Here is a 13,680-nt window from a genome sequence, read left to right as displayed (position 1 = left end):
CGCCGGATGGCGAGGGTTTATTCGTCGTGTGTCTCGCCCCAAGAGCAGAGCGCCTTCATCGCCGGCTGTAGGCTGAACGCTTCCTCGGTGAGCGAATATTCGACGTGCAGCTGTTTCTCGGTCGAATAGTCGATGCGGCGGACCATGCCAAGTTGTTCGAGTTCACGGAGTTGGTCGGTCAACACTTTACGGCTGACGTCAGGGATGGCGCGCTGAATCTCTGAGAAGCGGCGCGGGCCGTTCTCGAGCGTACAGTACACCTGAGGCCGCCATTTACCGCCGATGATGTCGAGCGCCTTATTGACAGGGAACGGGGTCGTCATGTTCAATTCGCCTCGCTTTCGGGTAGTTACTTGAATGTGCGTACTTTTTTTATTGCTGCGATGAAGGTATCGTATCGTTATCCATCAAATTGAGCAAACAAAAAGGAGCGGATGACAGTGACATATCCACGTACATTCTCACATATCGGACTATCGGTCCCGAGTGTGACGGAAGCAGTTAAATTTTATGAGGACGTGATGGGCTGGTACACCATCATGCAACCATCAGACGTCGTCGAAGACGACTCGCCGATCGGTGTCATGTGCACGGACGTGTTCGGACCGGGCTGGGGCAGCTTCAGAATCGCCCACATGTCGACCGGCGATAAGATTGGCATCGAGCTGTTCGAGTTCCCGAACAATGAGAAGCCGGAGAACAATTTCGAGTTTTGGAAGACGGGTATTTTCCACTATTGCGTCCAAGACCCGGACATCGAAGGACTCGTCGAGAAAATCGTCGCCCATGGCGGAAAACAACGGATGCCAATTCGGGAATATTACCCGGGCGATAAACCGTACCGGATGGTGTACTGTGAAGACCCGTTCGGCAACCTCGTCGAAATCTACTCGCATTCCTATGAACTGACGTATTCGGAAGGAGCGTATTGAGCATGAAGGCTTGGCTACTTGATCAACCTGGATTAGAACATCTACACATCGGTGAGGTGGAGCGACCGACACCAGATGCGGGTGAACTGCTCATCAAAGTCGAAGCGGTCGCCTTGAACCCGGTCGATTATAAAGTCGGCACGAACGGCAACCCGAACTGGTCGTACCCACACATTCTCGGCGTCGACTTGGTCGGGGAAGTCGTCGAAGTCGGTTCGAGCATCGCCAATATCATTACCGGTTCACGCGTCGCCGTCCACACGAGTCTTGGAAACAACGGCGGCTTCGCCGAGTATGCGGTCGTCGACGCGCGTGCTTGTGCCGTCGTCCCGCCTGAAGTGAGCGACGAGGCCGCTGCGGCCATCCTTTGTGCCGGCATGACAGCGTATGAGGCTATCATGCAGAAGTTGAACACACGCGACAAAGAGACGATTCTCGTCCACGCCGGAGCGGGCGGAGTCGGTGGTTACGCGATTCAACTTGCCAAAAAACTTGGGCTCAAAGTGTTCACAACCGCATCGCCGGAAAACTTTGACTGGGTCACATCGCTCGGTGCCGACGTCGCCATCGACTACAACGTCGAGGATGTGACGGAGAAAATCATGGAACTGACAGACGGTCGCGGTGTCGACTTGATTTTGAACACGGTCGGACGCGACGTGGCGACGGCCGATTTGGATCGACTCGCATTCAGCGGACAGCTCGCTTATATCGCCGGTCCACCTGACATGTCGAACATGAAAGGGTTCACGCTGTCGCCTTCGATTCATGAAGTCGCCCTCGGTGCGGCCCATGCGAGTGAGAACGAGCGGGCCATCCGTAACTTGTCCTATATGGCCGAAGAGATGATGAAGCTGCTCGAGGCGGATGAATTGAACGACCTCGTCACGGACGTCTTGCCGTTCGAACGGTTAAAAGATGGTTTGGAACAGCTACAAACACGCAAAGTGCGCGGCAAATTAATCGTCCGCATGCGCGACTAACTGATGGCCTCCTGTCTACGGACAGGGGGCTTGTTGTGGAGAGGATGACATGGATTTACGCACATCGTATCAACAGACGTCGCATCAACTGAGCGGTCACGGGAAACGAACTGTCGGCGTCTTGCAACAGGCGTTCGCTGAGGTCGACCCGAATCAGGTGAGCGACCACTATGGGACGGGCGAGGTCATCATGCGGTTCGAGCAAAAAATGGCGCAAGAACTGGGTATGGAGGATGCGATTTTCTTCCCGAGCGGCACGATGGCACAACAAATCGCCTTACGGATTTGGGCGGACGAGACCGGAAATCGAAACGTCGCCTATCATCCGCTCTGTCACTTGGAGATTCACGAACAGGACGGGTTGAAGGAGTTGCATCACCTCGAACCGATTTTGCTTGGGGATGACGACCGGTTGATGACGCTCGACGAAGTGAAGGCGTTACCGGATGTCGCCTGCCTGTTGATTGAGTTGCCACAACGGGAACTCGGCGGTTACTTACCGTCATTTGCTGAACTTGAGGCGATTAGTCATTTGTGCCAGGAGCGAGGGATTCGTCTGCATCTAGATGGAGCGCGCCTCCTCGAGACGCTCCCATATTATGAGAAGACAGCGGAGGAAGTATGTGCGTTGTTCGATAGCGTCTACGTCTCATTCTATAAAGGTATCGGCGGTATTGCAGGTGCCATCTTAGCAGGACCTAAACCGTTCTGTGACGAGGCGAGAATGTGGAAACGGCGGTACGGCGGTGATTTGATTGGACTGTACCCGTACATCATCCCGGCTGACTATTACTACGAGCTACGGAAAGACCGAATGGGGACGTATGTCGAGCAGGCGAAGGAACTGGCGCGCCGCTTCAATGCGCTCGACGGAGTGTGGACGACACCGGAAGTCCCGGTGACGAACATGTTCCATCTTCATCTCGAAGGGGACGACGAAGCGGTCGCGGCACGGATTCAATCCGTTCAAGAGACGACAGGGGTCGGCGTCACGGGATATCTCGTATCACATGACGACTATTGTTCGACCGAGATCAGTATCGGGGATGCGTATGGAGAGATTGATGAACATCAACTCAATCGATTATTCGAAAAATTAGAGCAATGATGAGCTAGAAAGAAGGGATATCGGTGAAACTAGATTTAGAGAAGACGGTCGATTCGCAGTACATCCAGCAACATCTCGCCAATGAGCGGACGTTCCTCGCCTGGATTCGGACGGCCATCACGGTCATCGGAATCGGCTTTCTCGTGACGAACTTCCACTACTATCGAAGTGAAAATTTGAGCGGGGCCGAGCACCAATTGATTACGGCGATCGGCATCTTGTCGATCATCTTCGGGATCGCGACGATCCTCGTCGGGACCCGGTCGTATTTGAAAAAGGTGCATACGATCAACTCTCAGCAGTTCAAGTCAGCGAAGATGAGCCTCGTCGCGCTCGCCATCGGGATGGTGTTCATTTTCACGTTGATTTTGATTGTCAGTTACTTTTTATTTTGACGACAAACAAGCACCGCGCCTCATCCGAGGAGCAGTGCTTGTTGTTATCTTGAGACGATGGCGTCGAGCCGTTCGAGCTGCGAAGAGAAGCCTTCGACGGCCCCCATCTCGACGACTTGCTGGAGCGACTCAGCGTCCGTGAATTCGGAGCGGCTGATGAACAGTGTGCCGTTCGGGATGTCGACAAACTCGTTCGTGATCGTCATGACGGGAAGTTCAGGATTGACGTGGCCGTCCGCGTCCGAGAATGCGTCCGTATAGACGATTTTTCGGTGCGGGTCGATTTCGAGGAACGTCGATTTCCCCCATGACTCCATACCGTAATAGTCACCCTGCTCCTTGTCGACACACGTCATTTTGTAATGCCACGTGCCACCGGGTTCGAACTCGAACGTACGAACCTCTGTCTTCCATCCGGCCGGTCCCCACCATGCTTCGAGGTGGGCCGGTGTCGAGAATGCCTCGAACACGAGCGCGCGCGGCGCGTTAAAACTGCGTTCGACGACTAACGTGTTGCCTTCGACTTGAGACTTTACTTTTTCCATTGGAAAGACCCCTTTCTCGAGAAAGAAGATACATATATCTAATCAATGTAGTCTCTATTCCCGATTCATGGATCTGTTCAACCTTTTCCGTCAAATAACAAATCGAGCACGGTCTCGCCAATCGGCCGCTCCTTGCCTTCGTACGGGAAGGAATGGATATGGATGGCCGGATTGAAGTTCAGCTCGATGATGCCATAGTCATCTTCACGCTCGAGCGATGGAATCATCATATCGACCCCGCAAATCGTCGCGCCGATGGCTCGGGCGGACTCGACCGCAATTCGTTTGTAGGAATCGGCAATCCGGTCTGTATAGTCGATACTGTCCCCGCCCGTGCTGATGTTCGAGTTCTCACGCAAGAAGACGAGCTCACCATCGGCGAGGACACTGTCCGGTGTCTTGTCTTGTGGACGGAGGAACGCCACGACGATGTCATCGATGTCGATTTTCTCGAGCGGTGTCTTATAGCCTTTGCCACGGAGCGGGTCTTCATTCTTCTTGTCGACGAGCTCACGGATCGTCGACACGCCGTCCCCGGTCACGTTCGCCGGGACGCGGTGCAAAATGCCCGCGACCTCGTCACCGATAACGAGGAAACGATACTCTTTCCCGGGCAGGAACGTCTCGAGCAGGACGACGTCGTCGAACGAACGGGCATGACGGAACGCCCCGCGCGCCTCCTCGAACGTCGTGCCGTCTTTGAAGATGTGGATGCCGATTCCGAAGTTTGTCGATTTCGGTTTCAAAACGATCGGCTCGTCCGCAAATGTAGACCAGGCTTCCTGTAAATCAGCTTCAGTGCGCAGCTCGACCCCGCCCGGCACGCGGATGCCATGTTCGGCGAGTACGTGTTTTGTCACTGTCTTGTTCTCCATCATAAGTATCGACACGTAATTGTCTTTCGACGTCTTCGTCGCCTGTTTGACATATTCGGTCTGGTTACCGTGGCGGATGCGGAGAAATTGGTCGTCACGGTCGATGACATCGACCGCATACCCACGTTTCAGGGTTGCTTTCATCAAAATCTGCGTCGATAGCTCCATGTCCGTGTAGCCGTGCACCCGGAACCGGTTGGCGTACGCATCTTGATAGAATAGTTCCGCTTGCTGGAGCGACCAGGCCGTGTAGCCTTCGGTTGTCATGATATTCGTCAATTGAGCCGCATACGTCGACTCGACATGGTTAACCCGCTTCCGGACAGAGGCGAAGACGTCATCGAATCCCAGAGTGTACCGTTCATTGAACGCTTCGACTTCGTCGAGCAAATCGCGTGCGTACGTCTGAAGCGCCACCGCCTCGCCGTCCCGATGCAGCAAGAGCGTAGGGGATAGCCCTTCTTTCGCCACGCGTTGCTGGTTGTGGAACGCCTCGGCCTGCCAGTCCGCGAACCGTGTCTCGTCTTTCAACGTCAAGTAGAGCAGGAAGACGTGCAGGAACTTCAAATCGGACAGGGCGATCCCGGTCTTCTCGAACGGGTTGAGGTCGATGTTGCGAATCTCGATGTAATCGATGCCGTTCGTCTCGAGTCGTTCCAAGTCATTGCCGCCCTGTGACGTCTTCAGTCGAATCGGAGAGTAGAGCTCGTTCGGGTTGGCGATGTCACCTTGGGCGATGAAGCGGCGCACGCTCGCGGTGTAGTCTGAGAGCGTTGAATAGTCCGGATAGAGCGGCTCGACGTTCGTATAGCCGCAATCGCTATTCCGGTATGACAACGCCGTCGTATTCGAATACACGTCCTCGCTGAGCGCCTGCATCTGACTGACGCAACGTTCTTCATAGCTCGTATGGACAGCTGGTGTCCCGCCTAACAGATAGACGACGAGCCAACGTGTCCGTAAATAGTTGCGGACGAGTTTTAAATACAAATTGTTCTTGAAGCCTTCGTAGTGCTCGGATGATCCTTCATAGAGCGCCTCAATCAGCTCGTCTGCGAACGAGAAGTTGAAATGGATGCCTGAGATGAGCTGTTTTTTCGCCCCGTATTTTTGGAGCAGGTGCTCCCGATAGCGTCCGGCCTCGATCCCAGAGCTGCCAAAGTCGGCGAGCGGGATGACGCCGCCGTCCGGAAGCGCGCACGGCATCGACTGTGGCCAGAGCCGTTCATCGCCGATGTTCAGTGCCGTGACATCGTACAGCGTCTGTAAGAAGTTGTGCGCGGCTTCGACGGTCGGAAACGTAGGGGTAATCAGTTCAATCTGACTTTCTGAGAAGTCGGTCGTAATATACGGGTGCGTCGCTTTGTCACCGAGTGCTGTCGGATGTTTCGTGACGGCGAGCGTCCCTTCAGGGGTCACGCGGAGCATCTCACGCTCGATGGCGAACCGGCCACGCAACAACTGGTTAGTAAGGTCATTAAATCGCTTCTGCAAGGGAAGTCACTTCCTTTTTCATTAGTCGGACATAGAGGACGGAGACGAGCCCTTTGATGATGCTTGAGATGGCGATGCTCCACCAAATGGCATCGAGACCGAGATAGGGTTCGAGGGCAAGCGCGAGCGGGATGCGGGCAACGGTGAAGACGATGGAGATCGTTGCCGGGATTTTCGGTAGCCCGAGTCCGGAGAAGTAGCCGTTCCCGATCATCTCAAATGAGGCGAAGATGAGCGAAATCCCGATGATACGTAAATAGCTCGCGCCGATGTCAATCGTTGTCGGGTCATCGACGAATAGCCCGATGAGGACGTCCGGAACGAACAGAAAGACGAGGGTGATCAGCCCGGTATACAGGATACCGAGACGCGTCGTCACCCGGTAGCCTTCATGGACCCGGTCCACTTTGCGGGCGCCGAGATTTTGCCCCGTATAACTCGCGATGGCCCCGTTCAGTCCGCCGATCATCATATAGGCGATCGATTCGATTTGTAATCCGATACGCTGGGCTGCGATTGCCTCTGTCCCGTACGAACCAATCATCCGGGCGAGGAAGATGCTGATGACGGTGAACAAGACACGTTGCGTCGCCATCGGGAAACCAAGGCGAAGAATCTCTGTATAGTCCGTGCGATTTGGTTCGACCGTCTCCTCCCAGTCGAACAAGAGGCGGGCTCGGTGCCAGAAGAAGCCGAACATGACAACGTTCGCGACGAGCGTCGCGAGACCGGCACCGACGACCCCGAGTCCGAGTGGATAGATGAAGAGCGGCGACAGGATCATATTGAGAGTGACCCCGGTCGCGTTGATGCGCATTGCTGTCGTCGTATTGCCGTAAGCGCTAAACAGACGGGCATAGAATAGGTTGGCAAACGAGAAGACGAGCATCGGGGCACTGACGAGCAAGTAACTGTACGCCAATCGTTCGACAGGTGGGGCGTCCATGTTCAAAAATCCGATGAGCGTCTGGCCGAACCCGGCGAGGAGGACGGCAAATAACAGGCCGAGGCCGAGGTTCATCCGCCTCCCGGCCCGGATGTAGCGCTGAATCAACGCCTGATCTCGTCGTCCGACGGCTTGCGACACTTTGATGCCGGCGCCGACGACGATAAGGGATTGAATCGCCTGACCGAGCATGATATAAAAGCTGGCCGCGCCGATGCTGGCGACGGCGTCGCTACCGAGCGCACCGACCCAGAACATATCGACGAGACTATACGTGAACTGTAAAAGCGAACTGCCGACGAGCGGGAGGGCGAGCGCCACGATGACGCGTTGAACCTGACCGGTCGTCAAATCGATGGTTTTCACGATGAAAGACCCCTTCAATACATTTAGTATATAACCGTTTAGTTATATATAAGCACGACGTGACTGAATTCGCAATCGTAGGGAACGACTCGACGAAAAATCGACACAAAAAAAGGAATTCGATGTGAATTCCTTAATGGGTATAGGCGCGGATCCAAGTCGTCATATAAACGAGTGTCGAGATGATCAGTGTCGAGGCGAGTGCGTAAATCGGATAAGCGGGGAGCGCGTTCTCGAACAGCGGATAAAACATGAATGACGCCATGAGGAGCGGCACAGTAATCCCGAACGAGACGTAGGCGGCTTTCGTCGCTTTCGCCGTGATGATCTGCTCGCGTTCGTCGACTTCGCTAAATTCTGTCATCCGGACCGACCATTGGCCAAAGCTTAAGTTTTGGTTCGGGCGTGTCTTGAACGAATAGATTGTCCAAATGATAAAGAAGCCGACTAACAGCAAGAGCGGCAATAAGTTAAACTCAATTTCGAATCGGTCGGTCTCGATGACGGTCGACACGTCAGACAAGAACGAGCTGAACAGAAATGCCATCAGGACGTACAAGATGATGCTGGAGATGGATTGGATGACGACGTGTTTCAATTTGTTTCCTCCTCGATTGTGAAAATAGATTCGACCGGTTCCTCGAATACGCGGGCGATTTGCATCGCCAGCAGAAGCGACGGCGTGTAGCTCCCTTTTTCGAGCGAGATGATCGTCTGTCTCGTCACACCGACTTTGGCTGCCAAGTCGCCTTGGGTCAATTGATGCCGGGCCCGCAACTCTTTGACGCGATTGATTAATGGCATGCCGCCACCTCATTTCTTGTTTCTATCTTCAGTGTAAAGTAAACTTTACTTAATGTAAAGCTAACTTTACTTATTTGTGGATGGTACAATATAATCAAAGTCGAAAGGGGAGAAGTTGGATGAAGGCGATTATGGGACAACATCACGTGTCGGCGATGACGGGGGACGCGTTGAAGAACTTGCGATTCTATACAGAAGTCCTCGCGATGCGGCTCGTCAAAAAGACGGTCAACCAAGACGATCCGTCGATGTACCACTTGTTTTACGCAGATGAATCGGGGACACCGGGGACGGATTTAACGTTCTTCGAGCTACCGTTTCTCGGACAGACGTATAAAGGATCGAGCAGCATCTCGCGGACAGCGCTTCGGGTGCCGGACGGGGCATTGTCGTACTGGCTTGAGCGATTTTTCGAATTCGGTGTACTCCATGATCCGGTCGAGGAAGTGCTCGGTCGTCCGACGCTTTACTTCGAGGACGAGGAGGGGCAACGGCTCTGTCTCGTCGAGGGCGGATCAGGGACGCCGCGGAAAAACGGACCGGTGCCGGCAGACGTCGCCGTCTTCGGCCTCGGATTTAGCGAGTGGACGGTGCGGCGAATTGAGAAGACGGAGCGGGTACTGACGGACGTGCTTGGTTATCGGTTCACGTCCGAGTTCGAACGGAACGGCCAATCGGTTCGTGTGTTCGAGACGGGGGACGGGGGTGTGGCGACCGAGATTCATCTCGTCGACCGTCCAGATTTACCGTCGGAGCGTCCAGGACGAGGCAGTGTCCACCACATCGCGATCCGCGTCGAGGATGACGACGAGATGGCGCGTTGGGTCGAGCGGCTCGATTCATTCGGCATCAGTCATTCGGGCCTGATCGACCGTTATTATTTCAAATCGATTTATTTCCGTGAGCCGAGCGGGATTTTAGTGGAACTCGCGACGGACGGGCCGGGCTTTGCGACCGATGAGCCGGTCGAGTCACTCGGGGAACGCTTGGCGCTGCCGCCGTTTCTCGAGCCGCGACGAGCTGAAATCGAGGCGAAGTTGAAACCGCTATAATTGGTTACACGGCTAACATAAGTGAGAGGATGAAACGATTGGACGAGCAGGAGGTCAATTTGGTCATTTCTAAACTGTTAGGGGACCTCATCGAGAAATATCCTCCGTATCAATGGGTCAAAACAGTAGAGTCGTTTCCACACCCCTACCAATTCAATAAAGTCAGCTATGACTATTCTGGGGACGTTGAGCCGATGACGAAGGAAGTGTTTCAAACCATCGTAAAAAACCTTGGAGAAAAAGAATGGTACTCGTCTCCATTTGAGGAGTTGTTGCACAACATCCATATTAATCAATGGAAACCGACTTTCATCTCAAATTTCGGAAGGGATTGGATATCTTATCACGATTTGCTTCAAGACGCATATGATGACTGGAAGTATGGACACTTCGAGTTGTACGATGAGGACGGGAATGAACTTGATGAAAGCCTCGAGATTGATTTGAACAATTGTTTATATCATTTCCTGGAATATACTTCTCCTGAGTTATACGTGAAGAAAATTATGAAGCGTTGGTAGGGATGACATGCAAACATCATACCGACATACAAAACCCGACGGACTATTCAGTCCGTCGGGTTTTGTATGCCTAGCAACATGGCCAGTTCGTTCGTCCGGTTGGCAACGAGGTCGGCAATCGTATAGCGGTCGAGCACGTGCAGGAACGCGAGCATCGCCTCGTTCAAGACGCTCCGCAGGTCGCATGCGGGTGCGATGACACATCGTCCTTCCGCGAAGCATTCGACGAGCTCGAACGGTTCCATCGTCCGGACGACGTCGCCGACGTTGATGTCCTCCATCGGTCGGGCGAGCCGGAAGCCGCCACCACGGCCGCGCACCGATTCGAGATATCCATGCTTCCCGAGCTCATAGACGACTTTCATGACGTGGTTCTTTGAAATCTGATATTGGTCCGCCACTTCTTGAATCGTCACGAGACGATGGGAGAACGTGGCGCTATACATGAGTGTTCGGAGTGCGTAATCGCACGTTTGCGTGAGCCGCATGATGTTTCACCTCTTCATCCGTTCATTGTACAAGACATCTGACGAAAGCGCGACGATGGAAGATGTGAAAAAAGCGTGGCGGATTCAAGGCGGAAATTTGAACTTGTATCTAAACAAGTATTTTATATATTGCTTTTGAAGTGACTTACCTCACATAATGGACGTGTACTTTCAAAAAGGGGGAAACAATATGTTAGATCAACAAACCATGGATATCGTCAAAGCAACCGCACCGGTCTTGAAAGACCACGGCGTTGCCATCACGAGTCACTTCTATAAGCGAATGTTCGAAAACAACCCAGAAGTCCGCCACTTCTTCAACCATACGAACCAAAAACGCGGTCGTCAGCCAGAGGCGCTCGCCAACGCTGTCTACGCGGCAGCCGTCCATATCGATCGTCTCGAAGCGATTCTTCCAGCCATCCAACCGGCGCTTCATAAACATAAGAGCTTGAACATCCGTCCGGAACATTATCCGATTGTCGGCGAGAACTTACTCGGCGCGATTCAAGACGTGCTCGGTGAAGCAGCCACGCCGGACATCATTGACGCGTGGGCGAAAGCATATGGTGTCATCGCCGACGTCTTCATCTCACTCGAGAAACAGATGTATGCCGATGCGCCATGGATCGGTTTCAAACCGTTCACGGTCGCTGAAGTGATCGAAGACACGCCGGAAGTGAAACGATTCCGGATCAAAGCGAACGATGGCGTCGTCGGGACGGCCATCCCAGGTCAATACATCTCGGTCCAAGCCCGTATCGCTGGGGAAGACATCTTGCACCATCGTCAATATAGCGTCGTCGAGACGACAGAAGACGGTTACTGGATCGCTCCGAAGGCGGAAGGTCTCGTCTCAAACTGGCTCCACGAGCAGACGGTCGGCACGGAAATTCCAGTGAGTGCCCCAGCTGGCGAATTTGTCCTCGAAGAGACAGATCGTCCGCTCACACTCGTCGCTGGCGGCATCGGCATCACACCGCTCTTCAACATGGCGAAAACGGCACTCGGCCAAGGGCGTTCAGTCACGTTATTGCACGCGGTTCGCAGCACGAACCTCCGTCCGCTCGGTGAAGAGCTCGATGAACTCGTGAACGCTGGTCTCCAGCTCATCACACACGTCGATGACGTATCAGGCTGCATGAGTGCGACACAACTCGAAGCACTTGATGTCGAGGGACACGACGTCTACACGTGCGGTCCGACCGCGATGATGGAGACGGTCGTCCAAACGATTCCACAAGCCCGTTATGAGTTCTTCGGTCCATCGGCCGTACTTGCCCGTGCTTAAAAATGTTTAGGAATAGAGAATACAAAAACCGCAGACCAGCGTTGGTCTGCGGTTTTTCAGTGTGCCCGGCATGGGCGTAATCTATAGGGTGCAAGTCCCGAACTGTGAAGGCAGAAGTAATAGTTAGCCAAGCGCAAGGGTGTCCACGGCGACGTGGAATCTGAAGGAAGCGGGCGGCAAACCTCCGGTCTGAGGTACACGAACTTCATACGAGGCTATGTGCGACTGGGTGAGCCTGCTGAACAAGGCAAAGCCCTTTCTGCCGAAGGTCGCATGCAGTAAATGGAGCAGATAGATGGAGGGAAAGATTGCGTCCTTACCCGGGGAGCTCTGATTGGAACGCCAAGTACCCTTGGTAACCCGCCCAGTGATGGGCGGCTGAACAATCAGAAGTCAGCAGAGGCCATAGTACCACCTTGTCTCGAGACGAGTGGGAAGGGCCGAACAATTAAGAGAGAACAACATCTTGGCAGGCAGTCGCTGTGATGAACACAGACAACCCGTCAGGGCTTGCTTGAATGGAGGACGTGGTGAATTCCACTGGGGACATCAAGAGGGTGGAGCAGGGACTGGATAAAGAAGAAGCGTTGTTCACGGAAAGAGGCATAACGAATGTTAATGGAACAGATTCTGTCACGGGAAAATTTAATACGTGCCCTGAACCGAGTGGTTCGGAACAAAGGAAGCCACGGTGTCGACGGAATGCCCGTACAAAACCTGCGAGCGCATGTCATCGAACACTGGGACACCATGAAGGTGGAGCTTCTGTCGGGAACCTACCAGCCGCAACCGGTCCGCAGGGTCGAAATCCCGAAACCTGACGGCGGTGTGCGACTGCTCGGCATCCCTACCGTGATGGATCGCTTCATTCAACAGGCGATCGCCCAGGTGTTGTCGTCTATCTACGACCCCACGTTCTCTGACCACAGCTATGGATTCCGACCGAATCGGAGTGCCCACGGGGCGGTCAAGAAAGCAAAAGGGTACATCGCAGAGGGAAATCGCTGGGTGGTCGATATCGACCTGGAGAAATTCTTCGACCGGGTGAACCATGACAAGCTCATGGGGCTTCTGGCGAAGCGAATCGAGGACAAGTGTCTGCTCAAGCTCATCCACAAGTATCTGAAAACCGGAATCATGATAAACGGAGTCGTGACGGACAACGAGGAAGGCACTCCGCAAGGAGGCCCACTCAGCCCACTGCTCTCGAACATCGTCCTAGACGAACTGGACAAGGAACTCGAGAAGCGTGGACATCAGTTCGTCCGCTACGCCGATGACTGCAACATCTATGTGAAAACACCAAAAGCGGGAAATCGGGTCATGAGGTCGGTGACCTCCTATATCGAAGGGAAGCTGAAGCTGAAAGTGAACGGCAACAAGTCCGCCGTAGACCGCCCATGGAGACGAAAGTTCCTTGGGTTCAGCTTCACGAAGCACAGAGAACCGAAAATACGGATTGCCAAAGCCAGTGTGAACCGGATGAAAGATAAAATCCGCGACATCACATCGCGAAAGAGACCATACTCGATGGAGGTCCGTATCCAAAAGCTGAACCAATACCTGATGGGATGGTGCGGATACTTTGCGTTGGCAGACACACCGAGTGTGTTCAAGACCCTCGAGTCGTGGATTCGAAGAAGGCTACGCATGTGCGTGTGGAAGAGTTGGAAGAAGCCGAGCACAAAAGTGAGAAAGCTCACCGGACTGGGCATCCCGAAAGGGAAGGCCCATGAATGGGGCAACTCACGGAAGGGTTACTGGCGGATTTCAAAAAGTCCGATACTGCACAAAGAGGCTGGGACATAACTCAGTAGATTTATAAGAAAGAGGCCACCTGGCGCGACTCGTTCGCGCCAGGTGGCCTCTTCTCCTTTTTA

General features: G+C 53.8%; 15 protein-coding genes. 8 read left to right on the top strand and 7 right to left on the bottom strand.

What is annotated here, in order from left to right:
• Nucleotides 1-17: 17 nt before the first annotated feature.
• Nucleotides 18-323: a winged helix-turn-helix transcriptional regulator gene (locus tag KNP71_RS14700; protein WP_021066025.1), complete on the bottom strand. Its 306-nt coding sequence runs from the start codon at nucleotides 321-323 to the stop codon at nucleotides 18-20.
• A gap of 117 nt (nucleotides 324-440) precedes the next feature.
• Here KNP71_RS14700 and KNP71_RS14695 point away from each other — a divergent pair, with 117 nt between their 5' ends.
• From KNP71_RS14695 to KNP71_RS14680, 4 genes are read left to right on the top strand one after another with little or no spacing between them, the layout of a single operon-like run.
• Nucleotides 441-932, top strand: coding sequence for a lactoylglutathione lyase family protein (locus tag KNP71_RS14695; RefSeq protein ID WP_021066026.1), 492 nt, complete (start codon nucleotides 441-443; stop codon nucleotides 930-932).
• Nucleotides 933-934: 2 nt separating this feature from the next.
• On the top strand, nucleotides 935-1,915 hold the full coding sequence (locus KNP71_RS14690; RefSeq protein ID WP_214802400.1) for a zinc-binding dehydrogenase: 981 nt from the start codon (nucleotides 935-937) through the stop codon (nucleotides 1,913-1,915).
• Between the two features lie 49 nt (nucleotides 1,916-1,964).
• Nucleotides 1,965-3,023 carry a threonine aldolase family protein gene (locus KNP71_RS14685; RefSeq protein ID WP_214830975.1) on the top strand — a complete coding sequence of 353 codons (1,059 nt, stop codon included), beginning with the start codon at nucleotides 1,965-1,967 and terminating at the stop codon, nucleotides 3,021-3,023.
• A 23-nt stretch (nucleotides 3,024-3,046) separates the two neighbouring features.
• The gene (locus tag KNP71_RS14680; protein WP_021066029.1) at nucleotides 3,047-3,418 is read left to right on the top strand and encodes a YidH family protein; all 372 of its coding nucleotides are present in this window, start codon (nucleotides 3,047-3,049) and stop codon (nucleotides 3,416-3,418) included.
• Between the two features lie 44 nt (nucleotides 3,419-3,462).
• Here KNP71_RS14680 and KNP71_RS14675 read toward each other — a convergent pair whose 3' ends face one another.
• The 5 genes from KNP71_RS14675 to KNP71_RS14655 all read right to left on the bottom strand — a co-directional run bounded on the left by KNP71_RS14675 (nucleotide 3,463) and on the right by KNP71_RS14655 (nucleotide 8,448).
• Entirely contained in the window at nucleotides 3,463-3,963 is a 501-nt protein-coding gene (locus tag KNP71_RS14675; RefSeq protein WP_058764909.1) for an SRPBCC family protein, read from the bottom strand.
• Nucleotides 3,964-4,040: 77 nt separating this feature from the next.
• Nucleotides 4,041-6,332 carry a bifunctional glutamate--cysteine ligase GshA/glutathione synthetase GshB gene (gshAB, locus tag KNP71_RS14670; RefSeq protein ID WP_214830973.1) on the bottom strand — a complete coding sequence of 764 codons (2,292 nt, stop codon included), beginning with the start codon at nucleotides 6,330-6,332 and terminating at the stop codon, nucleotides 4,041-4,043.
• Nucleotides 6,316-7,644: an MATE family efflux transporter gene (locus tag KNP71_RS14665; RefSeq protein WP_029594607.1), complete on the bottom strand. Its 1,329-nt coding sequence runs from the start codon at nucleotides 7,642-7,644 to the stop codon at nucleotides 6,316-6,318. The genes gshAB and KNP71_RS14665 overlap by 17 nt, the downstream gene beginning before the upstream one ends.
• 133 nt (nucleotides 7,645-7,777) lie before the next feature.
• Nucleotides 7,778-8,242, bottom strand: a complete 465-nt coding sequence (locus KNP71_RS14660) for a hypothetical protein (protein ID WP_021066033.1) — start codon at nucleotides 8,240-8,242, stop codon at nucleotides 7,778-7,780.
• The gene (locus KNP71_RS14655) at nucleotides 8,239-8,448 is read right to left on the bottom strand and encodes a helix-turn-helix transcriptional regulator (RefSeq protein WP_021066034.1); all 210 of its coding nucleotides are present in this window, start codon (nucleotides 8,446-8,448) and stop codon (nucleotides 8,239-8,241) included. The genes KNP71_RS14660 and KNP71_RS14655 overlap by 4 nt, the downstream gene beginning before the upstream one ends.
• 119 nt (nucleotides 8,449-8,567) lie before the next feature.
• On the opposite strand from KNP71_RS14655, the gene KNP71_RS14650 reads away from it, so the two are divergent.
• Nucleotides 8,568-9,500, top strand: a complete 933-nt coding sequence (locus KNP71_RS14650; protein ID WP_214830972.1) for a ring-cleaving dioxygenase — start codon at nucleotides 8,568-8,570, stop codon at nucleotides 9,498-9,500.
• Nucleotides 9,501-9,529: 29 nt separating this feature from the next.
• Nucleotides 9,530-10,021: a hypothetical protein gene (locus tag KNP71_RS14645; protein WP_214830971.1), complete on the top strand. Its 492-nt coding sequence runs from the start codon at nucleotides 9,530-9,532 to the stop codon at nucleotides 10,019-10,021.
• A gap of 47 nt (nucleotides 10,022-10,068) precedes the next feature.
• Here KNP71_RS14645 and KNP71_RS14640 read toward each other — a convergent pair whose 3' ends face one another.
• Nucleotides 10,069-10,509, bottom strand: coding sequence for an RrF2 family transcriptional regulator (locus KNP71_RS14640; protein WP_214830970.1), 441 nt, complete (start codon nucleotides 10,507-10,509; stop codon nucleotides 10,069-10,071).
• A 190-nt stretch (nucleotides 10,510-10,699) separates the two neighbouring features.
• On the opposite strand from KNP71_RS14640, the gene KNP71_RS14635 reads away from it, so the two are divergent.
• Together KNP71_RS14635 and ltrA are read left to right on the top strand one after the other, a co-directional pair.
• Complete coding sequence (locus KNP71_RS14635) at nucleotides 10,700-11,800, top strand: globin domain-containing protein (RefSeq protein WP_214830969.1); 1,101 nt, start codon at nucleotides 10,700-10,702, stop codon at nucleotides 11,798-11,800.
• 612 nt (nucleotides 11,801-12,412) lie between these two features.
• Entirely contained in the window at nucleotides 12,413-13,609 is a 1,197-nt protein-coding gene (ltrA, locus tag KNP71_RS14630; protein ID WP_214830968.1) for a group II intron reverse transcriptase/maturase, read from the top strand.
• The last annotated feature ends 71 nt before the right edge of the window (nucleotides 13,610-13,680 follow it).

The sequence above is a fragment of the Exiguobacterium sp. s56 genome, assembly GCF_018618255.1.
Taxonomy (GTDB): Bacteria; Bacillota; Bacilli; order Exiguobacteriales; family Exiguobacteriaceae; genus Exiguobacterium; species Exiguobacterium chiriqhucha.
The sequence above is the reverse complement of the archived record's forward strand: the minus strand, read 5'-3'. Positions and strand labels throughout refer to the sequence as shown.